Below are 23,510 nucleotides of genomic sequence, written 5' to 3' on the forward strand. Positions count from 1 at the left end.
ATGACGCTCACCCTCGCGCCCGAGGAGTACCTGCCGCGCATCGAGGCGCACGCAGCGCGCGCGGAGCGCCTCACCCGGCCTCGCCTCGAGCGCCGCGCCCGCGGCGAGTACCACCCGGTGTGGGACTTCCTCTTCGAGTACTACCCCGTACGCCCGGCGCAACTCAAGCGCTGGCACCCCGGCCACGGTGTGGCGCTCGCGGACGCGGGCGATCTACCGCAGGCAACCTGGCGCGACTACACCGCCAGCTCAGACGGCACGGTGGCGTTGGACGCCGAAAGCTTTTTGTCCCACAGGCGCGAAGACGTGGAGTGGGTGCGGGGGTTGCTGGGAGCCGTCGATAAGCGAAATGCCCACTTCGACTGCTTCGGGCTGCACGAATGGGCGATGGTCTACCGCACGGATCACCCGCGCCACGACCTGCCGCTGCGGCTTGGCGCGGAGGGCACGAACGCTGTGGTGGAATCGCACCAGATCAAATGCACGCATTTCGACGCCTACCGGTTCTTCACCCCCGCCGCACGGCCACTGAACCTCACCGTGCTCAACCGCGAGACGCAGCCGGAGTGCGATCAGGCGGGCTGCGTGCACGTGAGCATGGATCTGTACAAGTGGGCCGTCAAACTCGGGCCCCTGATCCCCGGCGAACTCTTGCTGGACTGCTTCGAGCTGGCCATGCACGCACGCCGGCTGGATATGGAGGCCTCGCCCTACGACTGCCGTGGGCTCGGCTTCTCCGTGGTGGCGATCGAGACCCCGGAGGGCAAAGCCGAATACGTCGCCCGCCAACGTGCGCTCGCGGCCGAGGCCGCGCCGTTGCGCGCACGGCTTGTCGCGGCCGTCGACGCCGCGCTTGAGGGCTAGACTGGCGGGCAGGTTTTATCACGCGTTCGAGGTAAGGGCGGATTCACATGGCTCGTCACGCAAGCGGGAAAAACAACTACCAGCTGTCTACGGGTGCCGTGGTGGTGCTGCTCGTCGCGGCGCTGATTCTCGCGGGGCTGGTGTGGTTTTTCGCGGGGCACGGGGGCGGCAGCGACACCGATGCCCAAGGCGAACAGCCGGACTGCGTGGCCGGAGAGCTTGCGTTGCCCATCGCCGCGGCGGATCAGACGGCGGGCAAGGCGCTTGTCGACGCCTACGCGGCCTCGAACCCGGTCGTACGCGACTATTGCGTCACGCCCGAGCTTGTCGGCGATATCAATGACGCGGCGGTGTACGTGGCACCGAACAGCCCGGTGACGGGCCAAAAGTTGGAGAACTCCGGGCGCACCGCGGCGGTGTCTGACCCACAGCCGGTGTTTTCGGAGACCGTCGGCGTGGTCGGTGCGTCAAAGGCCAGCCCCGCCGAGATTAACGTGGCCGACGTGCGCTTCCCCGTCGGCGAGGAACCCGCGGCTTCTGCGCTGGTGGCCTCGCTGCTGTCGGGCAACGACAACGACGCGGTGAAGGCGCTGAGCGAGCAACGCGTCGCTACGCTCGCGGACTTCGATGCTGCCGAAGGTACCTTTGCGGCCACGGTGGCAGACGCTGTCCCGGAGGGCCTGGAGTTCACTCCCCTAGACGCGGACGTAGTGTTTACCGCGATCCCGCTGAACCAGAACGATCAGGTGGACGAGAACCAAGCGCGTGCTGGCCAGGACTTCACCCGTTTCGCGGCCGAGCGCTTCGAGGGCTCGGAGCAGAACCAGCCTGTGATCGCTGAGCTGGTGTGGGCGGCCGCTCTGCCGCAAGGTGGCGAGGCGATCACAGGTGGACCCGACGGCCGTGACGGAACCGAGGAGTCCGCAGGGGCAGGTGCCGACGACGCTGCGAAGGAGCCTCCGAGCGCCGCTGGCACCATCGAGCCTGCCGACACGCTGTTCCTGCTGGATACCTCGGAGCAGATGATGCCGTACATGCAGGCCGCGGAGGAAGGTATCGCGCAAGCGGCGGAGGCCGTGGCGGCCACCGGTAACCCGGTTGCGCTGTGGAACTACTCCTCTCCCTTAAACCCGGGTGTGGTCAACGGTTTCCGCCGCAACATCGACATGACGCCGGACGGGCAGGCGGTTGCCGCCTCCGTGCGACGCTTCCTCAACGGCGGCGTGCCGCAGACCCGCGAGGCCGTACAGGCCGCGGTGGGCACGTACGCCGGTGCCGCTCCCCTCACCCGCATCGTGCTGGTGACCACCGGAACCGCGGACGCCGGCGACGACAAGGTGTTCATCGAGCAGGTGCGCGAGGCAGCCGGTGACAGCGTGGAGATCACAGTGGTGCACGTCGGCGACGCCGAGGTCGATTCCGCGCTGGATCGTCTCGCCTCGAACAAAGTTCAGGCCAGCCAGCCGGACGCGATCATCGCGGGGATCCGCGAAGCCGCCGGCGTATAACTGGCGCGCAAAGCCCCGGCGGTCGGTGCACGATACTTTGCACAGACCGCCGGGGCTTTGCCGGCATGGGAAGAGTTTCGCTTAGGAGGTCTTGCGACGGCGACGATCAGCGAGCTCGTCGAAGCCGATGACGTTGGTGTCCTCGTCCTCGGCGACGCGCTCCGACGGGAAAGAGGAGATCGTGCCGGTGAGTTCCTTCATGATCTGCGGGACGGCGATACCGAACACGCCCTGGCCGCCGCCAAGGAGGTCGATGATCTCCTCGTTGCTACGGCACTCGTAGACCGTCACGCCGTCGGAGACCAGCGTGATTTCGGCGATGTCGTTCACGCCGCGGTCGCGCAGCTTATCCACCGCGAGGCGAATGTTCTGCAGGGAGATGCCGGTGTCAAGCAGCCCCTTGACGATCTTGAGGACAAGGATGTCTTTGAAGGAGTACAGGCGCTGGGAACCGGAGCCCTTCGCACCGCGGATCGACGGGCGGACCAAGCCGGTGCGCGCCCAGTAATCCAGCTGGCGGTACGTGATGCCGGCGACTTGGCACGCGATGGGCACGCGGTAGCCGACCTCGTCGGACGGGCCGACGTCGAAAAGCGATTCCTGCACCGGTGCCTCGTTCGCGGCGAGCGTGTCGCCGTCGTGGGTATTGATGCTCACGTAATTACTCCCATGCAACTTAACTGATGGCCTAATGACTATTAAAGGCCAAGCATAGGGAAACGGTCAAGGGTAAACGGCGCAACACGCCGAACTTTAACCCTCAACTACACATTTAGGGCTAGTTTTTCCCACCAGTCACATCGTTCCCATCGTCATCATCGGCATCTGGTTTGGAGTCCTCGTCATCAGAATCCGGCTGTCCCTCTAGGGAGATATCTTCGACGCCGAGGTTGCGCATAAGCTCCTCGAAATCCCGGTCCGCCTGGGCGTCGCCGCTCGCCGAGAACCCGTCGTCCTCCCCCGGCGTGTCTATCATCGCGTCCTCTCCAAAGAAATCGCGCACGTCCTCTGGGGAAATGTAAATCGAGGCTTGGGAGGCCACCATCTCGTCGATACCAAGTTCGCACTCGATCTCGCACGCGAGGAGCAAGGCGTCGGAGGCGCGCATGTCGACCTCGTTGCCGTTCACCAGCGTCGCTGTTGCCATGAAGGTGCCATCGACGTAGGAGGAGATCTCAACCGCTTCTACCCAATTGCCGCTTTCACGAAGCGCATCGGCGAGCACCTCCGTCATCCGGGGGCGGCTGGGCGACCAGCCCTCAAGTCGCGCCGCAAGCTGCCCGCCTTCAAACGGTGGAAGCCACACCGGGATGAAACGCCCGTTGGAGGGGCGCTGCAGCAACGCACAAAGGAAGTGCTCCGGGCCGACCGGGAACACCCCGACGAGGTGAACCGATTCCATCGGCTAGCTATCCAGCTGCTTGCGCAGCTCGTTCTTCACCAGCGAGGCGTGCAGGGAGACCACCAGCGCAGACATCTGCTGACCGATCTCCTCCGCCTTCTGGCGGGCGGTAACCTTGCCGGACTTCGCCACCGGCTCGGTGACCTGGTTGATCATGTCTGCCTGGCGTGCGGCCGCGGTGCGAAGCGTCTTCAGATGGCGCGTGTCGAAGCCGAACTCCGACAGCGAAACCGCGGTGGTCACGGTACGCACATCGTCTGCGTTGAACAGGCCCGTCGCGTCCGGGGTGATGACGCCGACCTTGATCAGTTCGTCCACGGTCTCCTGCGGGGCCTGGGCCTGCTCGGCGAGGTCGGTCGCGGTGAGCTGCGTGGTGCTCGGAGCGCGGAAGTTCTCCGGCGAAACCATCGGCTCCGTGTCCGAGGCAGTAAGGATTGCGGTGACCTGACCCGTATCCATCGCCTCCAGCTGCTCACGGATCACCTTCAGCGGCAGGTAGTTATCGCGCTGCGTGACCAGAATGTAGCGCAGGCGCTCCACATCCTCTTCGGTGAAGCGGCGGTACCCGGAGGCCGTGCGCTGCGGGGTGATCAGCCCTTCCGATTCCAAAAAGCGGATCTTCGACACCGTCACATCAGGAAACTCGGTGCGCAGGCGCTCAAGCACGACGCCGATCGACATCGTCTTAGCGGGCTTGGCACTGCTGCGCGCGCCTTGCTGCGGGGCGGTTTTACGGATTGCGCTCACGTAATCGGACTTTTCTACTTCTTGCGCGCTCACGGCGCGTCATCGGATCAGGAGGGGGCGGGCCCGCGAATACGGGCAGGGTTTTGGCTCAGCTCAATGGGGCTGAAAAACCCGGGGATCCCGGGCTTAGTTCTCGCCGGTGATGAAGACCAGGCGGAACTTACCAATCTGAATCTCGTCGCCGTTGGTCAGCGTCTGCGAGTTCTGCGGCTCACGGTTGACGTAGGTGCCGTTGAGCGAACCGACATCCACAACCTCGTAGCCGCCCTCAGCGCGGCGGAACTCTGCGTGGCGGCGCGACACCGTCACGTCGTCGAGGAAGATGTCCGCCTCCGGGTGGCGCCCAGCGGTGGTGGAATCCTGGTCCAGCAGGAAGCGGGCGCCAGCGTTCGGGCCACGCTTAACGACGAGCAGTGCCGCACCCTCCGGCAGGTTTTCCGTTCCAGCCTCAGAGTCGACCGAAGCGGCCGCGCCGGACTCCATTTCCTTCAACAGGTCGGCGCGGAATACCGAAGTGGTTTCCACCTGGTTCTGCTGGGTGTTGTCGCTCATGAGTCGCTCCTGACGTAGTCGATTCTTGCCTTGAACTTCTGCCATCATAGCGCCCCGCCGCGAAAGGGTGCGCTATCTTTTCGCCAATTCCTCCGCGGCGCGGGCCTGCACTTGCCTAGCGGAAGATGTTTCCGATGCCGGTGAGCACGGAGTTTCCCGACCCCGCCAGCGGGTTGTCAGAGACCATGTAGGTCCACGTGGCGCTCGGGCGTTTCCAACCTGCGTCGGCGAGGTGGGCACCGGAGGCGTCGATAAGCACTTGCTCGAACGTCTCCACCGCCTTGTCCACCGCGCGATTCGCGAGGTCCTTGAACTCGCGCACGGCAATGCGGTGGTACTCGTCGATCGGGGTTTCGCGGGCGATGGCGCGAAGGTGGATGGACTCGCGCACGTCATCCATGAGCGCGAGGTGCTCGCTCCACTCCTCATCCAGGTGGAACAGCATGATCTCGCGGGCCGCCTGCTCGAGCACCTCCTGCGGCAAGCCGGAGAGCTCAGCGGCGCGCTGCGGGCTGCGCTCCGCCAGCTCACGCCAGGCGGTGTCGGTGTCCAGCAGTGCCGCGCGGCGCTCGTCGAGGATGTCGCGGTGGTCTGCGAGCAGCTTGTTGTACTTCCAGGTCTGCGAGTGAATCTCCAGCAGCTGACCCTCGGTGACGCGTTGGCAGTGCTCCACGAACTGCTGCGCGCGGTTACCGGTCAGGCGCCCGTCCGGCTCCGGGTGCGCGGAGAAAGATTCGTCCGCGCCTCCGGTGGCAACAATATCGTCCTCCATGGACACGAAGAACAGGCTCAGGCCCGGATCCCCCTGGCGGCCGGCGCGCCCGCGCAGCTGGTTGTCCAGGCGCGCGGAGCGGTGGCGCGAGGTGCCGATCACCGCGAGGCCCCCCAGCTGCGCCACCTTGTCGTGGTCCGCCTCGTCCGCGCCACCCAAGCGGATGTCGGTGCCGCGGCCGGCCATCTGGGTGGACACGGTGACCCGGCCGACGTCGCCGGCTTCCGCGATAATCCGGGCTTCCTCCGCGTCGTTTTTCGCGTTGAGCACGTTGACGGCGATGCCGCGCTGCTCCAGGGCAGCCGCCAGCGCTTCGGACTCCGCCACGTCGTGCGTGCCCACCAGTACCGGCTGGCCGTTGGCGTTCAGGTGCGAGATTTCCTCGATGATGGCGCGGTTCTTGTCCGCCATGGTGGCGTAGATGCGGTCCGCCTCGTCGAAACGCTTCAACTCCTTGGCCCGGTCGATCACGGAGACGTGCAGACCGTAGAACGTGCGCAACTGGTCGGTGGCCTCAACAGCCGTACCCGTCATGCCGCAGACGACCGGGTAGCGACGCATAAGCGCCTGCAGCGTGATGGAATCCAGGATGCGGCCGCCTTCGGAGACATCAAGGCCCTCCTTCGCCTCCACTGCGGCCTGCAACCCGTCGGGCCAGCGCTGGAGTTCGGCCACGCGACCACGGGAAGCGTCGACAAGCGCAACCTTGCCGTCCTCCACGATGTAGTGCACGTCGCGGATCAGCAACGCCTTAGCGTGCAGCGCCAAGTTCACGCGCACAAGCGTGGTGCCGATGTGTTCGTCGGAGTACAGCGAGTCGATGCCAAGCAGGCGCTCAACCTTCGCCGCGCCCTCGTCGGTAAGGAAGGCGTTTCGCCCCTCCGCGTCGATGGTGTAGTGCTCCTCCTCCACCAGATGCGACACGGCCTCTGTGATGCGGCCGGTGGCCTGCTGGGAACCCTCCGAACCGGCGAGCACGAGTGGCACCAAGGCTTCGTCGACAAGCACGCTGTCCGCCTCGTCCACCAGCGCCACGTCCGCAGGCACCTGCACCGTCTGGGAGCGGTCGGTGATCTGGTTGTCGCGCAGGTGGTCGAATCCGATCTCGGTCACCGGCGCGTAGATCACGTCGCTGCGGTAAGCCGCGACCCTTTCTTCGCGCGTGGAGGACTCGGTCACCGGCGCCACCGTGAGCCCGAAGAATTCCACGAGCGGGCGCATCCACTCCGCGTCGCGAGCGGCCAGGTAGTTGTTCACCGTGATCACGTGCACGCGCTTGCCGGTGAGCGCAAAACCCGTCGCCGCCATTGCACCCACCAGCGTTTTGCCCTCGCCGGTGGCCATCTGGATCACGTCGCCTTCTAAAAGACGCAGCACCGCCTGGTTCTGCACCTCGAACGGCGTCATGCCCAGCGTGCGCTGCGAAGCCACGGACAACCCGGCCAGAAAGCGCGGCTTGTCGGCGATCTCCCCGCCTGCCACTGTGGCGCGGACGGTGACGGCCAGCGCGGCATCGTCGTAAAGCTCAAGCTCCCCTAAAAGCCCGTGCGCTGCCGCGACGATGCCCTTCGACTTCTTGTTGTTGCGCTCGGAGGTCGAGCCCATCGCCTTCCAAAACCAGTCGAATCTGCCCATGGCGAACCAGCTTAACCGTCTTGGCCTATCTTTTAATCATGCTTTCAATGAATGTGACGGTGCCCTCCTCCAAAGGCCACATGATGGCCGGAACGATCGACCGCCCCGACGGACCGGCCGAGACGTACGCGATTTTCGCCCACTGCTTCGCCGGATCGCGCCACACCCCGGGTGCTTCCCGCATTTCGAAGCGGCTCACCGAACACGGTATTGCCACTCTGCGCTTCGACTTCCCAGGCCTGGGCCAGTCCGAGGGCGAGTTCCGCGACACCTCCTTCTCCGAAAACGTCGACGACATCGTCGCCGCCGCACTTTGGATGGAGGAGCACTACAAGGCCCCGCAACTGCTCATGGGCCACTCCCTGGGTGGCGCCGCGACGCTGAAGGCCGCGACCCGCCCCGAGCTGAAGAAGATGATCAAGGCCGTGGCCACCGTCGGCGCACCCTTTGACCCCGCACACTCGGTATTGCACTACGCCGACAAGATCGGCGACGCAGACCGCGACGGCTCCGTGCCCGTCATCCTGGGCGGGCGCGAACTGATCATCTCCCGCGAATTCCTGGAGGATCTCGCGGTGACCAACCCGGAAACCTACCTACCCACCCTGCGCAAGCCGCTGCTTTTGGTGCACTCGCCTATCGACGTCACCGTTGGCATCGACAACGCCCAGACAATTTTCCAGCTCGCCCGCTACCCGAAGTCCTTGATGAGCTTGGACAAGGCCGACCACCTGCTCACCCGCCAGGGCACGGCGCAGCGCGCCGCCGACATCATCGGCTCTTGGGCGAAGCAGTTCATCGAGCCCTACTTCGTGCCAGTGGAGACCACCGACACCAACGCCGTGTCTTATTCGGCGCGCGGCACGAAGTACGGCGACGTGGTGCGCACCTCCAACCGAGCGATTACCACCGACCGTTCGAAGAACACCGGCGGCAAGGGCCAGGGCGTGACCTCCACGGGCCTGTACATGTCGGCGCTCGCGGTATCGTGCTCGCAGGCCGTGCGCGAGGCGGCAAAGGGCATGAAGCTTGACGACGTCCGCGTCGAAGTCAACCACAACGGCGACGGCACATTCACCCGCACAATCACCCTGTACGGCGATCTTTCCGATGAGCAGGTGGAAACCCTGCGCGCCGCCGGCGCCGCCTCCACAGTGGACGGGTACGTGGAGAAGGGCGAGATTGCCACGGTGGCCGAGACGGCTTCGCTGGAGCGGCGCCGCCGCCAGAACAAGCTGCACCGCGCCGAGCGCCTGGGTAAGTAACCCGTGGTTGGCATGAGTGGGCTGTGGCCCGACGTTCGCGGGTTGTGCCCCTGCGGACTCGGCCTGCCCTACGAGGCCTGCTGCGGGCGCTACATCACGGGCGACGCTTCCGCCCCCACTGCGGAGGCGTTGATGCGCTCGCGCTACACCGCGTTTGTGGTGGGCGACGCTGCGTACCTTGAGCGGACGTGGGCGGCAGAAACACGCCCGGCGGAGATGCACGTGGACCCCGCCGGCGAGCCCTTCCACCGGCTGGTGATCCTGGACACCCAGGCCGGCGGCCCGTTCGACGCTGAGGGCGTAGTAGAGTTCGCGGCCTACTACCCCGGCGGCGTGCAACGCGAGCGCTCCCGCTTCACCCGCGAGGACGGGCGGTGGGTGTACCACGACGGCACCGTGGGGTGACCTGCCGGTTTCCAGCTGGCCGGTGCCGTGTTGTAACATCGACCGAGTTACAAACATTGCATATATGCAATTTGTAACTGAACGGGCTGTGGCGCAGTTTGGTAGCGCACCACACTGGGGGTGTGGGGGTCGCAGGTTCAAATCCTGTCAGTCCGACAAAGTTTTAGTTGCGGTCGGGGGATTTCATGCCAACCTTGGGTTTAGTACATCTGGGGGTATTTTATTCACATTTACCTGCACTTATTTCCGGGTTGACAGCGGGTAGTGATTTCAATGCGCTCAAAAAGAAGCTCAGGACGCGCAGATCAAGAAGCTCAATACCGAGTTCGATCTGCTCATTCTTCGTCTCAAGGAGGTCGAGACCAGGCTCAACACCGGCGTCGGCAAGTGCGTCGGCACCATTGGTGGCTCGCTGCTGGCGCTCATCCCGGCAGCTGCGCTGCAGTCCCAGCTGATTGGTGGCTCGAAGAACCCGGTCATCGATAACGCGATCCGTGACGCGCAGAAGCAGCTCGGCGTATTCAACCCGGAGCTGGCGCGCTTCGTGGACCAGAACCGTGGCGCTATCACCGCAGGCCTGGTTGGCCTTGGTGTGATCCCGCTGCTGTTCGTTCCGGAGCTGTGCGGTGACGCTTCCATCGGCGAAGCAATCACTCAGCCTCTGTCCAGCGAGATCCAGAACCGTAGCGATGCCCGCGAGCAGGAGCAGAGCGTACCGGCCGGCGATGCTTCGGACGCTGCGGAGAACGCTAACGCATAAGCACCCCGCCGCGTAGCGCGCTCACCGGCGCACACATCAACCCCGATCTCCTTTGAGGAGGTCGGGGTTTTGTGCGGGAGCTCGTCGATAAGCATTAGCTCCCTTCACACTCCGAGCGATCCACAAGCGTGTAGCTCTCCGCGGCGCGCTTGCCCAGCTCAACGTAGTACGCCGCGTGCTTCAACCGCGCTTCGTAGGTCTCGGGCTCCAGCTCGCGCTTCACCTTCGCCGGCACACCCGCGGCAAGGGAGAACGGCGGGATCTGTTGGTCCTGCAGCACCACTGCCCCACCGCCGACGATGCTGCCGCGGCCCACGCGGGCGCGGGAGAGCACCGTAGAGCTCATCCCAATCAGGCAACCGGCCTCGATGTGGCAGCCGTGCACCATGGCCTGGTGGCCCACGGTGACGTCTTCCTCCAGCACCGTGTCGTGGCCGGTTTCCACGTGCACGATGGTGCCGTCCTGGATGTTTGCGCGCGCCCCGATGCGGATGCCGCCGACGTCGCCGCGCAGCACCACGCCGGGCCAAATGTTTACGTCCTCGGCGATCTCCACGTCGCCGATGATTACGCAGCCTGGCGCGAGGAACGCCGAGGGGTGGATTTTCGGTGTCTTACCTTCAAAGCTGTAGATCATGCGCACCATTAAACCGGGTTGCGCAGCCAGTTGTCTGCCAATCGTGGGCGCGGCTTAACACACCACGCGAAGCGTGCCCGGGATGACCTCGAAGGCGGCGCGGGTGACTTTTCCTGCGGAATCGCCGTCCAGCTCGAGCGGCTCCGGGGTGGAAAACTCCAGCTCCAAGCGGCGCCCCTGCAGGTAGTCCAACGCGTGTGGGGCGCGGGCGGGCTCCAAGTTCACGGTGCGGCGCGCGGAGTCGGCCACTAGCTTCGCGCCGATTGCGCCCCAACTTGCCACATGCTGTGGGCGCATCACCACGGCGTCTAGGAGTCCATCGTCTACCTCCGCATCCGGCAACAGCGGCATGCCCGCGATGATGTCGCCGCAGTTGCCCACGATGCAGGTGTGGATCGACGCGTCGTCTGCGGGTCCGCCGTCAACGGTCATTCCCACGTCGATGCGGTTGCCGCCGCCGAGGGCGCGGAAAACTGCTGGCACGTATGCTGCGGCGCCTATACGGGCTTTCCACTGCTCGTCGGTGTAGTGGATCATGCCCGCGTCCACACCCACGCCCGCCATGACGGCGAAGCCGGAGTGGGCGGTCTCCCCGTCGGGGAACGTCAGCTCTGCACGGCACAGGTCGATGAGCCGCTTGTCGCCCTCGAAGATGCGGCGCACCGCGGCGCCCGTCGAGAGCGGAATGCCCAGGTTTCGTGCGAGCAGGTTGCCGGTGCCTCCGGGCACGATCCCCATCGCGGTCTCAGAGCCGGAGACGGCCAGCGCCACCATGCGCACCGTGCCGTCGCCGCCTGCCGCGATCACCAGGTCAGCCCCGTCCTCCACAGCCTTGTCCGCCTGGGCGAAACCCGGGTCCTCCACGTTCGTCTCGGCCCACCGCAGCGTGTCTTCGGGGCCGAGGTAGCGCTCGAGGTGGCGCGACAGCTGTTCGCGCCCGATTTTCACCGGGTTGTACACAACGGCAATGTCGCGGGAGGCATTCACCCGGCCCACCGTACAGCAGATATACGCGGGCTAGTTGTAGCCGACGCCGAAGAACTTCAGCTGGGCACGTGTGGCGAAACCGGCCGGTGCGGTGCCCGATTTGTCGCCGACCCCGCCCGGCCACGTGTGCAGCCCGCCCTCGATGCGGTAGTGCACTGTGGCGGCGTCGCAATCGTCCCAGGCGATCCTGGTGATCTCCGCGGTGACCTCAATGTCTTCTTCGCGCCCCGCGCAGTGGTTGCGTCGGGCCGTTTCCTCCAGCATCTCCTGAGTGGATTCGTACACCGATTCGTGGCGCTCGCCGCCCTGGTAAGAAATAATGCTGTCGTCGGTGCCGTGGAAGTCGATGAGCTTCATGGGAATCTGAGAGCAGCCTTCCGAGACATGCTCGTAGAACGCCGCGGACACCGTGGCCACGCCGGTGAAGTCCTGCGGGCGCTGGCACCCCAGGTAGGCCGCGAACCCGCCGCCGTTGGACATGCCGGTGGCGAACACCCGCGCCCTATCCACGGAGAACTCCCGGCTCAACTCGTCCAACACCTCGTCCACGAAGGCGAGATCCTGCTCCCCGCTCGTCTTCGCGTACGGCGCGGGCGCCCAAGCGTTGCCCACACCGGACATGTACGCCACCAGCGCGTCGGCGCGATCCAGCCGGGAGGCGCGGCGCGTTGTCTCCGGGTCCTCGCGGTAGCCGTGGAACGCGAAGATCACCGGCAAGCGGTCACGCTGGCGCGCGCCGGCGGGCAGGGAGAGCACATACTTGCGGTCCAGCCCTGCGGCCTTAATCGTGCGGCGCTCTATCCCGGGTTTCGCCCATGGCTCTACCTCGCGCACCTCGTCGCGCGGAGCCTCGGCGACGGTACTGAACGCCGGTTCCGGAAGCTCGTCTACCGCGGTGCACGAAGCAGACTGCCAGCACACGGCGGCGAGCAAAATGGCGCGGAGTTTCTTCGACCTCACGCGCGAGCTTTCCGGACAAACACGACAGGTAGATTAGCGGATTATGCACGCAAGCGAAACGCAACCAGGTCCCAGCCGCAAACCCGGACCCAGTTTCCGAGACGCCACCCACCGCACGCTTGGCGCCGGGGCGTTCGCCCGCGATGCGCGCCGCTACGATGCGGCGCGGCCGGGATACCCGGCAGGCGTCGTTAAGCTTGTGCCCAATGCCGGAGTGACGTGCGACATCGGGGCAGGCACGGGCAAGTTGACGCAATTGCTTATCGACGCCTCCGTAGCCACCTCCATCTACGCCTGCGACCCCTCCCCCGACATGGCCCGCACCTTGCGCGCGAACCTGCCCGGCGTACCCGTGTGGCGCGCCACCGCCGAAGCCACAGCACTCGCCGACCAATCTGTGGACACCCTCACCTACGCCCAAACCTGGCACTGGGTAGACGCCCACGCCGCCAGCGCGGAGGCCAACCGGGTGGTGCGTGACGGCGGCGTACTGCTGCTGTGCTGGAACACCCTCGCCGTGCACCACCCCTGGGTGCTGCGACTCAGCCGCATCATGCACTCCGGAGACGTGCAACGCGAGGGCTTCTACCCACAAGTCGACGCCCCGTGGGAACTTGCGGGCGAACTGCGCGAAGAGTGGGTGGACATGATCGAGGTGGAGCACTGCTTCGAGCTCATGGCCACGCGCTCCTACTGGCTCAAGGCGAATCCTGCGGTGCGCGAGAAGATGCGGGCGAACCTTTCCTGGTACCTCTACGAGCGCCTCGGGTTCGAGCCCGGGCAGATCATCCCGCTGCCGTACCGCACCGACGCGTTCGTCTACCGGCGCGGGTAGGCGGCGCCTGCGCTGAGAGTCACTCGGCGCGTTGGAGGCCGAAGAAGTTAGCGATCTCCTCCACCGCGTCGAGGCGCGTGCCCCGCGGCCACTCGTGGCCCATCCCCTCAGCGCGGTGGTGCAGCGCGCGGCCCTGGCCACCCGCGCGGGTGGCAACCGCCGCGGTGACCGCTTCCGCGCCGTACGTCGTGTCGTCTGCCGCCCCGCTGTACGGCGAGCGCTGCTCACCCGCGTACGGCACCACGTCGTCGTACGTGCCGTGGATATTCAAGTAATCCACCGGGTGTGCGCCGCGGCCAATCTCATCGGGCGTGATGCGTACCGCGGCCGAGACGGTCGCAGCGCCTGCGAATCGCGCGGCACGGGCGGCGAGCAGCGCAGCCAGGCCACCGCCGTTGGAGAATCCCACGAGGTAGATGCGGGCCGGATCAACGTTGTACTCGGCCTCCAGCTGATCGACGATGGCGTGGATGAGCGCCGTATCCTGCGCGAGCGTCGTGTGCGCGTACGGCGCGGGGCTCCACGCCAACCCCACCCCGGTGGGTGCAGCGACGAGCGCGCGCAGCGCGCTGAGGCCCGTCGCCTCCAGAAAGTCGCCGCCCGTGTCCCCCTTACCGTGCAGCGCCACCACCACCGGCAGCGGGCCGGCGGCATCTGCCGGGACGCTGAGGTGGTAGCTGCGGGTGTGCCCGTCGACGTCGATACTGCGCGCAAACATGCGCCCCAGGCTACCGACGACTACCGACGACGCCGCACTAGCGCCCCCGGGTGCGGCGCTCGCGCACGCGCACCGCGATGCGAATCGGAGTGCCGTGGAAGCCGAACTGCTCGCGGAACTTCCGCTCCAGGTAGCGGCGGTAGCCCGCGTCCAAAAAGCCGGTGGTAAACAGCACCATTGTCGGCGGGCGCGTGGTGGCCATGGTGGCGAACAGCAGTTTCGGCAGACGGTTGTTCTTCATCGGCGGCGGGTTCGCGGCAATCGCGTCGCGCAGCCAGTTGTTCAGCTGACCGGTGGACACGCGCGAATCCCAGCTCTCCAGCGCCTGCTTCATCGCGGGCTCCAGGCGGTGCAGGCCGCGGCCGGTCTCGGCGGAGATGTTCAGCTTGGTCACCCAGGGCAGGTGCCCCATCATCTGGTCGAATTCCCGGTCGAACTCGTAGCGCCGATCCTCATCCATCAGGTCCCACTTGTTAAAGCAGATCACCATGGCCTTGCCGGCTTCCAGCACCATCGAGATGACGCGTTGGTCCTGTTCGGTGATCTCCTGGGAAGCGTCGATAAGCACCACGCACACCTCGGCGGCTTCGATAGTGCCGCGGGTGCGCAGGGACGCGTAGTACTCGTGGCCCTGGGCATTTTTCACCTTGCGGCGCAGGCCCGCGGTGTCCACGAAGGTCCACAAGTCCTCGTCCAGCTGCACCAGCTCGTCCACCGGGTCCACAGTGGTGCCCGCGGCGTTGTCCACCACGGAACGGTTCGACTTAGTCAGCTTGTTTAGCAGGCTGGACTTGCCCACGTTCGGCCGGCCCACAATGGCCACGTGACGCGGACCTGAGGTCACCGACTCCTTTGCGCGGGGCTCCTCCGGGAACAACCGCAGGATCTCGTCGAGCACATCCGCACCGCCACGGCCGTGCAGCGCCGAGACCGGCCACGGGTCGCCCAGGCCGAGCGAGTAGTACTCGGCCACGTCGCCCCACTGGCTCTCAGACTCGAACTTGTTGGCCACCAAGATCACCGGTACCTCGGACCGCTGCAGGTTGCGCGCCATTGCGGCATCGGACTCGGTCACGCCCGTCTTGCCGTCGACCACCATCACAATCACGTCTGCGGTGCCCATGGCGGCCTCCGACTGGTGCGCGATCGCGGCGTGCACGCCCCGCGCGTCCGGATCCCAACCGCCGGTGTCCTGGACCCAGAAGCGCTTGCCGCCCCAGTCCGCCAGGTAGGACACGCGGTCGCGGGTGACACCGGGGTGGTCCTCCACCACTGCCTCGCGGCGGCCGATGAAGCGGTTGACCAGCGTGGACTTGCCCACATTCGGGCGCCCCACGATAGCCACCGTGGGCAGAAGCTCGGTGGTCACGTCCGGGCGCTGGATGCCGTACTCCTCTTCGAGCGCGGCCCACTCTTCCTCGGTCATGTCGTCGGCGTCGCCGGTGTCCGGGTCAACTTCACTGTCAGGGTCGTTGAGGTCGTCGAGCCCCACCACGTATTCGACTGCGGGGCCGAACTCGGACTCATCGAAACCGGCGCCGTCGAAGTCGTCCTCATCGAAGTCCTCGTAGTACTCCGCGTCGTTGGCGTCCACTTCGTAGAACTCGCCGTCGTCGTAGCCGGAGGCGTCGATGCCCGGCTGGATGAACTGGGTTTCCGGCTCCAGGTTCTCGCCTGCGCCGTTGTCGCGCTTCGTCATCGTGCGCTCCTTTCCACCACGGCGGTGAGCGTGGCGAGCACTTCTTCGGGGGTCATCTTGGAGGTGTCCACCACCTCCGCGTCGTCGGCCGGGCGCAGCGGCGAAGTGGCGCGGGACGAATCCGCCTCGTCGCGACGCTTTACGTCTGCGAGCACCGCGTCAAAATCTGCCTCGCGCCCCGCCGCGACGTCTTGGTCGTAGCGGCGCTTCGCGCGCACCTCAGGGCTGGCGGTCATGAACACCTTTGCCGGTGCGTCCGGCAGCACCACGGTGCCGATGTCGCGGCCCTCCACCACGGCGCGACCAGCCTCGCGGGCGAGCTTGCGCTGCAACTCCACCAGGTTCACGCGGACCTTAGGGATCGCGGACACCGCAGAGACATTGCGGGTGACCTCGGGGCCGCGGATCTCGCCGGAGACATCCTCGCCGCCCAAGAGCACCTCGGTGGAATCCGGGTCGTCCGAGACGGTCAGCGGCAAATCCGCCGTCGCCTCGATCACCGCTTGGGTGTCCGCCGGGTCCACCCCAGCGCGCAGTACCGCGAGCGTGGCCACGCGGTACATCGCGCCGGTGTCCACATATTTGGCGTCCAGGCGCTTCGCCAGCGCCCGGCACATCGTCGATTTGCCGGTGCCCGACGGCCCATCCACCGCGAGCACCAGCCCGCCGTTCTCCAGGTTGGACAGCGTCATCTCATCTGCCATTACATCCCCACCTCCTTGAACAGCGAGGCCAGCTCGGAGGCGTTGAGCGCGCGCATGCGCCCGGGCTTGAGCTCGCCGAGCTGCACCGTGTGCACCTTCGTGCGCACCAGGCGCTGCACCGGGAAGCCGGAGGCCTTCAGCAGGCGGCGCACGATGTGCTTGCGACCCTCGTGCAGCTCCACGCGGATCAGGGATTGGCCGTTGTACACGTCGACGATCTGTGCGAAGTCGACCTTCGCCGGGCCGTCGTCAAGCTCGATGCCCTGCTTCAACTCGCGCACGAGCTTGTTGTCCGCCTCACCCAACACGGTTGCCAGGTAGGTCTTGGACACCTCGTAGCTCGGGTGGGTCAGGCGGTTCGCCAGCTCGCCGTCGTTGGTAAGCAGCAGCAGGCCCTCCGTGTCGGCGTCGAGGCGGCCGACGTGGAACAGGCGCTGGCCCGACGCGGTGCGCTCCGACAGGTACGAGCCGACGGAGGTGCGGTCCATCTCGTCGCTCATCGTGGTGTGCACCCCGCGCGGCTTGTTAAAGGCGAAGTACTCCAGTTCTTCGTTGACATTGATGCGGGCGCCGTCGACACGGATGATGTCCACGTTCGGGTTCACGCGCATGCCCTGGACGTTCACAGTCTTGCCGTTGACTTCAACGCGGCCCTGGTCGATCATGGCCTCGGCGTGGCGGCGGGAGCCAACCCCGGCCTGGGCAAGCACCTTTTGCAGACGCACCCCGTCGTTCTTCTCCGGCGCGTCGTCCCACCAGTTATCGTCCAGCGGGTTCGGTTCGGCGTTTTCGCGCCGCTCGTTCAGGTGAACATTCTGCTTCTTCGCCGGTTTCGCGTACGAGGGGTAGAACGGCTCATCCCTCTCAGGCGTGTCCGGTGTGCCGTCTCGGCGAGCGGGTGGAGTCATAGCAATGAATCCTTTTCCTTCAAGTTCGTATTAGGTTTTGTGCGCGCCCGAGCCTACCAGGCGTCTTCGATGGAATCGATGTCCGGCAAAAGCGGCGCGAGCTCCGGCAGCCGCTCCAGCGAATCGATACCCAAGAGCTCCAAGAACAGCTCGGTGGTCACGTACCGGTGTGCGCCTGAGGCGTCGTCCGGGTCCACTTCCGCGATCAGCCCGCGCAGCGCGAGCGTGCGCATCACGCCGTCCACGTTCACCCCGCGCACGCCAGCCACCTGGGCGCGGGTGACGGGCTGGCGGTAGGCCACCACGGCAAGCGTTTCCATGGCGGCGCGCGAGAGCTTCTTCTGTGTGCCGTCGAGCAGGAACGCCTCCACGGCCTCCGAGTTTTCGGGGCGGGTGTACAAACGCCAGCCCTCGTTCGTCTCGCGCAGGTCGATGCCGCTGCCGCGCGCGTCGAGTTCCTCGGCCCACGCCTTGAGCTCTGCCGCCACGTCGCCGGGTGCCGCGTCGAGCACCTCACCCAGCTGTTCCGCGGCAACCGGGGAGTCCACCACCAGCAGCACGGATTCCAGGCGCGAGCGTAGTTGCGAGACCATCGGCAAAGCTTCCATGGCGAAGAAGTGTAAGCGCTAGTCCCAGTTCGCCGCCGCCACCACCGCGGGATCCACATCCGCCCCGGTCCACGCGACGTCGAGACGCCCCAGCGCCTCTTCTTGCTCCGCCTCCACGGCCCGGGCCTTGAACAGCTCTAACAGCGCGAGGAAGCGGCCCACGACCTCCATCGAGCGGGTGCAGTCGCGGGTGAGCGCGGCGAAGGTCAGCCAGCGCCCCGCCCCGGCAACCTTCAGCGTGTCCAGCATCTTGCCCGCCTGCTCCGGCACAGAAACCGCGACGGCGTGCAGGTGGTCCGTGCGCACCTCCTCCGGTGGCTTCGGGCGAAACACGCTGGCGGCAAGCGCTGCGAACGACGCCGGAGTGTGGCCGAGTTCCACCGGCGGCAGCAAGTCCACAAACTGCGCCTCGACAGGCACGGCGCGCGGGTAGCGCCGGGCTGCGCCCGACTGCCACCGGGCGAACTGGTCCGCCACCTGCTGGTACGCGCGGTACTGCAGTAGGCGCGCGAAGAGCAGGTCGCGCGATTCCAGAAGCTCCAGGTCTTCCTCGGAGTCCATTTCGCCGCGCGGCAGCAGGCGTGCTGCCTTCAAGTCGAGAAGCGTCGAGGCGACGAGGAGGAACTCCGTGACCTCGTCCAGCGCCGCCGTCTCGCCGAGTGCGCGGGTGTACTCGATGAACTCGTCCGTCACCTCAGCCAGCGCCACCTCGGTCACGTCGAGCTTTCTGGAGTGGATGAGGTTGAGCAGCAGATCGAACGGTCCCTCGAAGTTGTTCAGCACGAGGGTGAATCCGGTGATCTCCGGCTGCTCGTACGGCTGGTGTGCCTGCGTCACTGGCTGGTGCGCTCCAGCACCTCGAGCGCCAGGTTGCGGTATTGCTCCGCGCCCTGCGAGCTCGGCGCCCAGGTGATAATCGGCTCGCCCGCCACCGACGTCTCCGGGAAACGCACGGTACGGGTGATCACGGTGTCGAAGACGCGCTCGCCGAAGACCTCCACCACCCGATCCATCACCTCGCGGGCATGGGTGGTGCGCCTGTCGAACATGGTGACCAGGATGCCCACGATGTCCAGGTCGAAGTTGATGCGGTCGCGCACCTTCTCCACCGTGTCGGTGAGCAGGGCAAGGCCGCGCAGCGAGAAGTATTCGCACTCCATCGGGATGATCACGCCGTGCGAGCACGCGAGCGCGTTGACGGTGAGCAGGCCGAGCGAGGGCCCGCAGTCCAGCAGAATGAAGTCGTACTCGCCGCGCACCGGGCGTAGCGCGCGCGCGAGGGTCTGCTCGCGCCCCACCTCGTTGACCAGCTGGATCTCTGCGGCGGAGAGGTCGATGTTCGCTGGCACCAGGTCAAGGCCGGAAACGTTTGTGTGGTTGATCGCCGCGTGGATGCTCGCGGTGTTGTCGAACAGCAGGTCGTAGACGGTGACCTGGTCTTCCTCGTACGCCACGCCCAGGCCTGCGGAGAGCGCGCCCTGCGGGTCGAGGTCCACCAGCAGCACCTTGCGCCCCTGCTCAGCCAGGCACGCGCCGAGGTTGATGGTGGTGGTGGTCTTTCCCACCCCGCCCTTCTGGTTGATCATGGAGATCACCGTGGCGGGGCCGTGCTTGTCCAGCTCCTTCGGCTCTGCGAACTCGCGCCACGGCCGCCCGGTGAGAAACGTCTTCTGCTCGTCCGCGTCAAACAGCGCGCCGTCCGCCATGGCCGAACCTCCCTTTGCACAATCACGTCCCAATCCTTGACTAGCTTACATCGTTGTGATTATTGCTGGCCAGGCTGCAGGGGCAATTGCTTATCGACGCCTCCGGGGTCAAGCCATACCCCTTGATTCAGGCCGTGCTACGCCCGGGGGTGCGCGCTGCGCCAGACTTCACGGAGGCTGTCGGCGGTGACGTGCGTGTAGATCTGCGTGGTGGTCACCGAGGCGTGACCGAGTAGTTCTTGCACCGCGCGCACGTCCGCCCCGCCCTCGAGTAGGTGGGTGGCAAACGAGTGGCGCAGCGTGTGCGGCGAGATGTCCTTTTCTATCCCCGCCCGCTGCGCCGCCTGCTTGATCACGCTCCACGCACTTTGCCGCGACAGTGCCCCTCCGCGCGTATTGAGCAGCAGCGCGTGGGAGGAACCGTTGGAAAACGCGGGCCGCGCCCGCACCAGGTACGCCTCTATGGCGTCTCGCGCGTGGCTACCCAGCGGCACCAGGCGCTGCTTGTTGCCCTTGCCCGTCACCGCGAGTACCCCGGTCGCTTCCCCGCCGCCGGCTCCCACGGCCGCGGAGACGTCGTCGACGCTCAGCGCCAACACCTCCGACACGCGAGCGCCGGTGGCATAAAGCGTCTCCAACAGCGCCTTGTCGCGCAGGCCGATCGGAGTATCAGTCGGGCACGCGTCGAGAAGCTGCGCCACCTCTTCAACGCTCAGCGTGTCCGGCAGCTTCTCCCCGGGGTTCGGGGGCGAGACCTCGGCCGCCGCATCTGCGGGCAGCACGCCTTCCTCCACCCCGAACTTGTGCAGACCGCGCGCCACCGTAAGTGCCCGGGCTGTCGAGGACGCCGCGAGTGGCTTCGCCCCGTCCACCCCCCGGCGCAGGTCCGCCACGTACGCCTCGATGTCCTGTGGGGTGACCGCAGCTAAATCCGTCTTGCCCGCCGCACGCAGCCAACTGGTGTAGCGATTGAGGTCACGCGCGTAGTTGCTCACGGTATTCGGCGAAGCACCACGCTCCACCGCGAGGTGGTCCAGCCAGCGCTTCGCGAGCTTCTCTGCGTCTAAACGCTTGCCCAAACCCTCTAGCCCTTCACGCGCTTCATATCGGGTACAACGCCCTGTTCACCGCGGCGCTTCGCCATCGATTCGGGGCGGAACTCGAACGGCTCCTCCACCCCGCGCGGCTGGAAGTTACCGGCTTCCACCTCACGCGCGGCGAGGATGCCGGAGACCGCAATCGAATTCACAATCTCGCCGCGCAGCACCATCGCCGCCGCCTCGTCGAGAGCCACCCAGCGCAGCTGCATATCAGCTTCCTCATCTTCGGCCTCGGGCTGCTCCACCTCACGGATGCCGCGGGCCAGGAAGACGCGTACCGCTTCCTCGGCAAACCCCGGCGAGGTCACCAGGTCCACCAGCACCTCCCAGGAATCCGCCTCAAGGCCAGCTTCCTCAACCAGTTCGCGCTTCGCGCATCCGAGGGCCTCCTCGCCGTGAATGTCCAGCAAACCCGCGGGCAGCTCCCACAGCCTGGCGCCCACACTGTGGCGGTACTGTTCCACCAGCGCCACACGCCCCGCAGCGTCGAGGGCAACCACAGCCACCGCCCCGAAGTGCTCCACGATCTCCCGCTTCGCGCTGCCGCCCCCGGGCATGGTGACGGTGTCGCGGCGGACGGCGAGAATCGGAGCGTCGATAAGCAACTGCGAATCAGTGACGGTGAACTCGTGCGTCATGGCACCCACCCTACTTCGCAGCGGCCAGCACAGCCCCGATGCGCCCGGACTCCAAATCCACCATGCCCACCGTGGCCGCCCCGGCAATCTGCTCCGGATCGGCATCCTGGGTGGCAAACACCGCGGTGCCCGACTGGCCCAACGCCTCGGCGAAATCGCCGAGCATCTGCTCGCCGAACCCGCCGCCGGCAGTCTCGGACGCGCCGTGCACCACAACTACCGCGCCCGCCGGAACCACCGAGCCGGCGTAGCGAATGAAGCCCGCCTGCTGCAGGGTCTCCAGCACGAGCGCCCGGTCCGCCGCCTGGGCCGCCGCCGCACCCGTATCTGGGTCGGCGAACAGTACCGCCCCCAGCGACTCGCCCGCATGGCGGCCCGGTGCACGGTCGTTTACCGAAAGCTGAGCACCGGAAGGCAACGTGTTGGCAACGATGCTGGAAAGCTCGTCCGCCGAAGACTGGCTGGTGAACTTCTCCTGCAGCTCCACCAGCCCCGAGTCCGAGGCGCCGGCTGCGTTGAGCAACCAGCGCACCGACTCCACGTCGTCGTCCGCCGCGGATGGGGTGCGGATGATGGTCACCGGCACATCGGTCAGCGCGCCGTGGACGATGGACACCGATTCCTGCGCGAGCAAATCGTTCGCCGCCTCCGAGCGCTGCTCGGCTAACGCCGACTGCGCATCCGCAGCACCGGCACCAGCCCCTGCCCCGGCCGAGTCCCTCGGCACCGCAGGCGCAAGCAACACCGCGCCGAGCACGATGCCAAGCGCGACCCCCCAGCCCAAACCGGCTGCGATCAGTCCGCCTTTTCCTGGAGTCTGAGACATCTCTTAGCTACCCCTTTCCTACTGGAACCAGCCCTGCACGGTACGCGCCACCGAGTTCCAGGTATCCACCAGGTTGTCGGCGAACGCCCCGTCGCCGCCGATGCCCGCGATCAAAATCACGGCAGCCGCCGCGACGAGCAGGCCCAAAATCGCCCACGCCCAGGCGACACCGTTGCCGCCCTCGACGGCGTACAGGTTCTCGATCACGGTCGAATCCACCAGCTTGCGGCCAGCTTTAAGCCGGGTGAGCAACGCCGCTGGGTCAGCTCCCTGGCCATCCGTCGCGTCGACGAAGATGCGGTCTAGCTCCACCGGCTCGCCGACGGTGACAATCATCTCCGCGTCGTGGAACACGGCAAGCAAGATCGCCAGATCAGTCGATGACTCGGTCGCGGCCGGGAACGTCATCGCCCCCACGCCCAGATCCTGGATCCGCTCCAAGCCCGGTGCGTAGCCGTCCGGCTCCGCCGGCAGGATCACGCGCGCCTCGCTGCGCAGGTTCTCCGCCGCCACGTCCGTCGGGTTCCCCACAATGAAATCCGGGTGGTAGCCCATATCCGCCAGGGTGTCTGCAGCGTGCCCCACGCCGATGACCACCGGGGTGAACTCGCGCATGAAGTTCTCAATGCCCGCCAGTCGCTCGCGGGTATCCGGCGCGTCGGAGACCACCACAACCTTCCTATCGGCCATCACGTCGCCCAATTCGGGCGCGCCGACTCCGTCGATAAGCAATGGCGCCTCGGTGTGGATGAATTCGATGGCGTTGCCGAAGTAGGCCTCCATGTGCTCCACCAGCCCGCGTTGCGCGCTCGCGAACGTGGCGTCGACCTCCTCACGGGTGACCGGCTGCGCGACTCCGACCACCTTCTTGCCCACGGTGATCTCGCCCGTCGTGGTCACAGCCGCCTTCTTGCCGTCGCGGATGAGCTCGCGCATGCCCGTGCCGACCGCTTCGAACAGCGGCACGTCGGCGTCAAGAAGCAGGTGCGGGCCGAAGGTGGGCACGGCACCCGTGGAAAACGGCGCGAGGTTCACCACCGCTGCCGGCTCGTGCGCAATGAGCAGCTCCGCGAGCCTGCGCTGCATGTCGGGCGCGTCAACGAACACGATCTCGCCCTCGCCCATCCGGCCGAGACCCTTGCCCTGCGGGGTGCAGTCGCGCAACGTGCCGCGCAGCACGCCGGCGGTCGATTCCGCGGTGGTGGATGCATCAGTCATGCGCACCATTGTGCAACGATGACCTGCCTGAACCGGGTAGGCGCGCGGGCAAAGCG

General features: G+C 66.3%; 25 protein-coding genes and 1 tRNA gene. 7 read left to right on the top strand and 19 right to left on the bottom strand.

Features of this window, described 5'->3' with window-relative positions; genetic code table 11:
- Together HWX32_RS05395 and HWX32_RS05400 are read left to right on the top strand one after the other, a co-directional pair.
- Nucleotides 1-864, top strand: a complete 864-nt coding sequence (locus HWX32_RS05395) for a 3-methyladenine DNA glycosylase (RefSeq protein ID WP_175935067.1) — start codon at nt 1-3, stop codon at nt 862-864.
- A 47-nt stretch (nt 865-911) separates the two neighbouring features.
- Nucleotides 912-2,372 carry a vWA domain-containing protein gene (locus HWX32_RS05400; protein WP_175935068.1) on the top strand — a complete coding sequence of 487 codons (1,461 nt, stop codon included), beginning with the start codon at nt 912-914 and terminating at the stop codon, nt 2,370-2,372.
- An 81-nt stretch (nt 2,373-2,453) separates the two neighbouring features.
- On the opposite strand, the gene HWX32_RS05405 is transcribed toward HWX32_RS05400, so the two are convergent.
- The 5 genes from HWX32_RS05405 to secA2 all read right to left on the bottom strand — a co-directional run bounded on the left by HWX32_RS05405 (nt 2,454) and on the right by secA2 (nt 7,480).
- Nucleotides 2,454-3,023, bottom strand: coding sequence for a MerR family transcriptional regulator (locus HWX32_RS05405; RefSeq protein WP_175935475.1), 570 nt, complete (start codon nt 3,021-3,023; stop codon nt 2,454-2,456).
- Between the two features lie 127 nt (nt 3,024-3,150).
- A complete protein-coding gene (locus tag HWX32_RS05410; protein ID WP_175935069.1) occupies nt 3,151-3,774 on the bottom strand; it encodes a bifunctional nuclease domain-containing protein in 624 nt (207 codons plus the stop codon).
- Nucleotides 3,775-3,777: 3 nt separating this feature from the next.
- Nucleotides 3,778-4,521, bottom strand: a complete 744-nt coding sequence (locus tag HWX32_RS05415) for a MerR family transcriptional regulator (protein WP_254868350.1) — start codon at nt 4,519-4,521, stop codon at nt 3,778-3,780.
- A 126-nt stretch (nt 4,522-4,647) separates the two neighbouring features.
- A complete protein-coding gene (odhI, locus tag HWX32_RS05420) occupies nt 4,648-5,073 on the bottom strand; it encodes an oxoglutarate dehydrogenase inhibitor Odhl (RefSeq protein WP_075468772.1) in 426 nt (141 codons plus the stop codon).
- Between the two features lie 115 nt (nt 5,074-5,188).
- A complete protein-coding gene (secA2, locus tag HWX32_RS05425) occupies nt 5,189-7,480 on the bottom strand; it encodes an accessory Sec system translocase SecA2 (RefSeq protein WP_175935070.1) in 2,292 nt (763 codons plus the stop codon).
- Between the two features lie 38 nt (nt 7,481-7,518).
- On the opposite strand from secA2, the gene HWX32_RS05430 reads away from it, so the two are divergent.
- From HWX32_RS05430 to HWX32_RS05445, 4 genes are all read left to right on the top strand, one after another.
- Entirely contained in the window at nt 7,519-8,745 is a 1,227-nt protein-coding gene (locus tag HWX32_RS05430) for an alpha/beta fold hydrolase (protein ID WP_175935071.1), read from the top strand.
- Nucleotides 8,746-8,757: 12 nt separating this feature from the next.
- Nucleotides 8,758-9,150, top strand: a complete 393-nt coding sequence (locus tag HWX32_RS05435) for a YchJ family protein (RefSeq protein WP_175935072.1) — start codon at nt 8,758-8,760, stop codon at nt 9,148-9,150.
- Between the two features lie 82 nt (nt 9,151-9,232).
- Nucleotides 9,233-9,306, top strand: a tRNA-Pro gene (locus HWX32_RS05440).
- 388 nt (nt 9,307-9,694) lie between these two features.
- On the top strand, nt 9,695-9,910 hold the full coding sequence (locus tag HWX32_RS05445) for a hypothetical protein (protein WP_175935073.1): 216 nt from the start codon (nt 9,695-9,697) through the stop codon (nt 9,908-9,910).
- 94 nt (nt 9,911-10,004) lie between these two features.
- On the opposite strand, the gene HWX32_RS05450 is transcribed toward HWX32_RS05445, so the two are convergent.
- Genes HWX32_RS05450 through HWX32_RS05460 form a run of 3 tightly spaced genes read right to left on the bottom strand, consistent with a single transcriptional unit; the run spans nt 10,005 to nt 12,494 of the window.
- On the bottom strand, nt 10,005-10,547 hold the full coding sequence (locus HWX32_RS05450; RefSeq protein WP_175935074.1) for a gamma carbonic anhydrase family protein: 543 nt from the start codon (nt 10,545-10,547) through the stop codon (nt 10,005-10,007).
- 54 nt (nt 10,548-10,601) lie between these two features.
- Entirely contained in the window at nt 10,602-11,534 is a 933-nt protein-coding gene (locus HWX32_RS05455) for a diacylglycerol kinase family protein (RefSeq protein ID WP_175935075.1), read from the bottom strand.
- 30 nt (nt 11,535-11,564) lie between these two features.
- Nucleotides 11,565-12,494: a PHB depolymerase family esterase gene (locus HWX32_RS05460; RefSeq protein WP_175935076.1), complete on the bottom strand. Its 930-nt coding sequence runs from the start codon at nt 12,492-12,494 to the stop codon at nt 11,565-11,567.
- A gap of 43 nt (nt 12,495-12,537) precedes the next feature.
- Between HWX32_RS05460 and HWX32_RS05465 the strand changes: the two genes are divergently transcribed.
- Complete coding sequence (locus HWX32_RS05465; RefSeq protein ID WP_175935077.1) at nt 12,538-13,329, top strand: class I SAM-dependent methyltransferase; 792 nt, start codon at nt 12,538-12,540, stop codon at nt 13,327-13,329.
- Between the two features lie 19 nt (nt 13,330-13,348).
- On the opposite strand, the gene HWX32_RS05470 is transcribed toward HWX32_RS05465, so the two are convergent.
- The 11 genes from HWX32_RS05470 to steA all read right to left on the bottom strand — a co-directional run bounded on the left by HWX32_RS05470 (nt 13,349) and on the right by steA (nt 23,454).
- The gene (locus tag HWX32_RS05470) at nt 13,349-14,047 is read right to left on the bottom strand and encodes a PHB depolymerase family esterase (RefSeq protein ID WP_175935078.1); all 699 of its coding nucleotides are present in this window, start codon (nt 14,045-14,047) and stop codon (nt 13,349-13,351) included.
- A gap of 37 nt (nt 14,048-14,084) precedes the next feature.
- Nucleotides 14,085-15,746 carry a ribosome biogenesis GTPase Der gene (der, locus tag HWX32_RS05475; RefSeq protein WP_175935079.1) on the bottom strand — a complete coding sequence of 554 codons (1,662 nt, stop codon included), beginning with the start codon at nt 15,744-15,746 and terminating at the stop codon, nt 14,085-14,087.
- The gene (gene cmk / locus HWX32_RS05480) at nt 15,743-16,450 is read right to left on the bottom strand and encodes a (d)CMP kinase (protein ID WP_254868302.1); all 708 of its coding nucleotides are present in this window, start codon (nt 16,448-16,450) and stop codon (nt 15,743-15,745) included. The genes der and cmk overlap by 4 nt, the downstream gene beginning before the upstream one ends.
- Complete coding sequence (locus HWX32_RS05485) at nt 16,450-17,358, bottom strand: pseudouridine synthase (RefSeq protein WP_175935080.1); 909 nt, start codon at nt 17,356-17,358, stop codon at nt 16,450-16,452. Before HWX32_RS05485 ends, cmk begins: the two co-directional genes overlap by 1 nt.
- A gap of 53 nt (nt 17,359-17,411) precedes the next feature.
- Nucleotides 17,412-17,966 carry an SMC-Scp complex subunit ScpB gene (gene scpB / locus HWX32_RS05490; protein ID WP_075468761.1) on the bottom strand — a complete coding sequence of 185 codons (555 nt, stop codon included), beginning with the start codon at nt 17,964-17,966 and terminating at the stop codon, nt 17,412-17,414.
- Between the two features lie 18 nt (nt 17,967-17,984).
- Nucleotides 17,985-18,803: a ScpA family protein gene (locus tag HWX32_RS05495; protein ID WP_175935081.1), complete on the bottom strand. Its 819-nt coding sequence runs from the start codon at nt 18,801-18,803 to the stop codon at nt 17,985-17,987.
- Complete coding sequence (locus HWX32_RS05500; protein WP_075468759.1) at nt 18,800-19,672, bottom strand: ParA family protein; 873 nt, start codon at nt 19,670-19,672, stop codon at nt 18,800-18,802. The genes HWX32_RS05495 and HWX32_RS05500 overlap by 4 nt, the downstream gene beginning before the upstream one ends.
- A gap of 137 nt (nt 19,673-19,809) precedes the next feature.
- Entirely contained in the window at nt 19,810-20,751 is a 942-nt protein-coding gene (gene xerD / locus HWX32_RS05505; protein ID WP_175935082.1) for a site-specific tyrosine recombinase XerD, read from the bottom strand.
- Between the two features lie 5 nt (nt 20,752-20,756).
- Nucleotides 20,757-21,410: an NUDIX hydrolase gene (locus HWX32_RS05510; protein ID WP_175935083.1), complete on the bottom strand. Its 654-nt coding sequence runs from the start codon at nt 21,408-21,410 to the stop codon at nt 20,757-20,759.
- 10 nt (nt 21,411-21,420) lie between these two features.
- Nucleotides 21,421-22,236, bottom strand: a complete 816-nt coding sequence (locus tag HWX32_RS05515; RefSeq protein WP_175935084.1) for a copper transporter — start codon at nt 22,234-22,236, stop codon at nt 21,421-21,423.
- Nucleotides 22,237-22,254: 18 nt separating this feature from the next.
- Complete coding sequence (gene steA / locus HWX32_RS05520; protein WP_254868303.1) at nt 22,255-23,454, bottom strand: putative cytokinetic ring protein SteA; 1,200 nt, start codon at nt 23,452-23,454, stop codon at nt 22,255-22,257.
- Between the last annotated feature and the right edge of the window lie 56 nt (nt 23,455-23,510).

It is taken from the genome of Corynebacterium sp. Marseille-P4321 (genome assembly GCF_903645305.1).
In the GTDB taxonomy this organism is placed as follows: domain Bacteria; phylum Actinomycetota; class Actinomycetes; order Mycobacteriales; family Mycobacteriaceae; genus Corynebacterium.

What these genes read in the sequence shown, in the direction of transcription:
- HWX32_RS05410 (WP_175935069.1), bottom strand. Translation starts at nt 3,774, where the DNA reads ATGGAATCGGTTCACCTCGTCGGGGTGTTCCCGGTCGGCCCGGAGCAC.
- scpB (WP_075468761.1), bottom strand. Translation starts at nt 17,966, where the DNA reads ATGGAAGCTTTGCCGATGGTCTCGCAACTACGCTCGCGCCTGGAATCC.
- HWX32_RS05510 (WP_175935083.1), bottom strand. Translation starts at nt 21,410, where the DNA reads ATGACGCACGAGTTCACCGTCACTGATTCGCAGTTGCTTATCGACGCT.
- HWX32_RS05500 (WP_075468759.1), bottom strand. Translation starts at nt 19,672, where the DNA reads ATGGCGGACGGCGCGCTGTTTGACGCGGACGAGCAGAAGACGTTTCTC.
- HWX32_RS05515 (WP_175935084.1), bottom strand. Translation starts at nt 22,236, where the DNA reads ATGTCTCAGACTCCAGGAAAAGGCGGACTGATCGCAGCCGGTTTGGGC.
- HWX32_RS05400 (WP_175935068.1), top strand. Translation starts at nt 912, where the DNA reads ATGGCTCGTCACGCAAGCGGGAAAAACAACTACCAGCTGTCTACGGGT.
- HWX32_RS05465 (WP_175935077.1), top strand. Translation starts at nt 12,538, where the DNA reads ATGCACGCAAGCGAAACGCAACCAGGTCCCAGCCGCAAACCCGGACCC.
- HWX32_RS05450 (WP_175935074.1), bottom strand. Translation starts at nt 10,547, where the DNA reads ATGATCTACAGCTTTGAAGGTAAGACACCGAAAATCCACCCCTCGGCG.
- HWX32_RS05435 (WP_175935072.1), top strand. Translation starts at nt 8,758, where the DNA reads ATGAGTGGGCTGTGGCCCGACGTTCGCGGGTTGTGCCCCTGCGGACTC.
- secA2 (WP_175935070.1), bottom strand. Translation starts at nt 7,480, where the DNA reads ATGGGCAGATTCGACTGGTTTTGGAAGGCGATGGGCTCGACCTCCGAG.
- cmk (WP_254868302.1), bottom strand. Translation starts at nt 16,450, where the DNA reads ATGGCAGATGAGATGACGCTGTCCAACCTGGAGAACGGCGGGCTGGTG.
- HWX32_RS05430 (WP_175935071.1), top strand. Translation starts at nt 7,519, where the DNA reads ATGCTTTCAATGAATGTGACGGTGCCCTCCTCCAAAGGCCACATGATG.
- der (WP_175935079.1), bottom strand. Translation starts at nt 15,746, where the DNA reads ATGACGAAGCGCGACAACGGCGCAGGCGAGAACCTGGAGCCGGAAACC.
- steA (WP_254868303.1), bottom strand. Translation starts at nt 23,454, where the DNA reads ATGACTGATGCATCCACCACCGCGGAATCGACCGCCGGCGTGCTGCGC.
- HWX32_RS05470 (WP_175935078.1), bottom strand. Translation starts at nt 14,047, where the DNA reads ATGTTTGCGCGCAGTATCGACGTCGACGGGCACACCCGCAGCTACCAC.
- odhI (WP_075468772.1), bottom strand. Translation starts at nt 5,073, where the DNA reads ATGAGCGACAACACCCAGCAGAACCAGGTGGAAACCACTTCGGTATTC.
- HWX32_RS05485 (WP_175935080.1), bottom strand. Translation starts at nt 17,358, where the DNA reads ATGACTCCACCCGCTCGCCGAGACGGCACACCGGACACGCCTGAGAGG.
- HWX32_RS05395 (WP_175935067.1), top strand. Translation starts at nt 1, where the DNA reads ATGACGCTCACCCTCGCGCCCGAGGAGTACCTGCCGCGCATCGAGGCG.